A 1,791-nucleotide genomic window follows, 5' to 3' on the forward strand; every position below is an offset into this window, starting at 1 on the left:
TACCGCCGCACGGCGCCCGTGAAGCGGCCGAAGCTGGATGCCTATACGGGGATCATCGACGGCTGGCTGGAGGGGGATCGCGCGGTTCATCGCAAGCAGCGGCACACGGCCAAGCGGGTATTCGAGCGGCTTCGTGACGAGCATGGTTTCCGCGGCGGCTACACGATCGTGAAGGATTACATGCGGGCGCGCGAACGGCGCGGCCGCGAGATGTTCGTGCCGCTGGCGCATCCGCCCGGTCATGCCCAGGCCGACTTCGGCGAGGCGGTGGTCGTCATCGGCGGGATCGAACAGAAGGCGCATTTCTTCGTCATGGACTTGCCGCACAGCGATGCCTGTTTCGTGCGGGCTTACCCGGCGGCGACAGCGGAAGCCTGGGTCGACGGCCACGTCCATGCCTTTGCATTCTTCGGCAAGGTGCCCGCCTCGGTCCTCTACGACAACGACCGCTGCCTGGTTGCGAAGATCCTGCCGGACGGAACGCGCAAGCGTGCCACGCTCTTCAGCGGGTTTCTGTCGCACTACCTGCTTCGCGACCGCTACGGCCGTCCAGGCAAGGGAAACGATAAGGGCAACGCAGAGGGCCTGGTCGGCTACTCCCGCCGCAACTTCATGGTGCCGCTCCCGCGGTTCGCGAGCTGGGACGCGTTCAATGCCTACATGGCGGGGCAATGCCGCAAGCGCCAGGCTGATGTCCTACGCGGCCAATCAGAGACCATTGGAGAGCGGCTGGCGCGGGATCTGGCAGCGATGGCCGGCCTGCCGACCGCGCCGTTCGATGCCTGCGATCAGGCCACCGGGCGGGTCAGCTCCCAAGCCCTGGTGCGCTACAGGACCAACGATTACTCGGTGCCGGTCGCTTATGGCCACCGCGACGTCTGGATCAGGGGGTATGTCGACGCGGTCGTGATCGGCTGCGGCGGCCAAGTCATCGCGCGCCACCCCCGCTGCTACGACCGCGAGGACATGGTCTTCGACCCGGTCCATTACCTCCCGCTGATCGAGCGCAAGATCAACGCCTTGGACCAAGCAGCCCCCTTGGCCGAATGGGACCTGCCGTCGGAGTTCGCGACCCTGCGCCGCCTGATGGAAGCGCGAATGACCAAGGCAGGACGGCGGGAGTATGTGCAGGTCCTGCGCCTGCTGGAGACCTTCGACATCGACGATCTCCACGCCGCCGTGAGGAAGGCGCTGCACTTGGGCGCGGTCGGCTTCGATGCCGTAAAGCATCTCGTTCTCTGCCAGGTCGAAAAACGGCCGCCGAAGCTGGACCTCGACGTCTACCCCTATCTGCCGCGCGCGACTGTCGGGACCACGAAGGCCGCCAGCTACATGGCGCTCCTGTCGGGGGATGCGGCATGATCGACACCCCGAAGATCCTGCTCGCGGATCATCTGAAGACGCTGAAGCTGCCCACCTTCCTGCGGGAATACGAGAAGCTCGGCCGCCAATGCGCCATCGAGGGGCTGGACCATGTTCAGTTCCTGGCCCGCCTGGTCGAGCTGGAGCTGATCGACCGCGAGCGCAGGATGGTCGAGCGCCGCATCAAGGCCGCGAAGTTCCCGGCGGCCAAGAGCCTCGACAGCTTCGATTTCAAGGCGATCCCCAAGCTGAACAAGATGCAGGTGCTGGAGCTCGCCCGGGGCGAATGGATCGACCGGCGCGAGAATGTCATTGCCTTGGGGCCCAGTGGAACCGGCAAGACGCATGTCGCCCTCGGGCTGGGGCTGGCCGCCTGCCAGAAAGGGCTGTCGGTGAGCTTCATCACGGCCGCCGCGTTGGTCAGCGAGT

At 65.8% G+C, this 1,791-nt stretch carries 2 protein-coding genes; both read left to right on the plus strand.

The window, feature by feature from the left end; genetic code table 11:
• Positions 1-1,362: IS21 family transposase (gene istA, locus CJ301_RS17355; RefSeq protein WP_099278613.1), on the plus strand; the 1,362-nt coding region annotated here is incomplete at its 5' end.
• A partial coding sequence (locus CJ301_RS17360) for an ATP-binding protein (RefSeq protein ID WP_162620606.1) occupies positions 1,359-1,791 on the plus strand: 433 nt, incomplete at its 3' end. The genes istA and CJ301_RS17360, both read left to right, overlap by 4 nt.

This window comes from Limimaricola cinnabarinus (genome assembly GCF_002723615.1).
GTDB lineage: Bacteria > Pseudomonadota > Alphaproteobacteria > Rhodobacterales > Rhodobacteraceae > Limimaricola > Limimaricola cinnabarinus_B.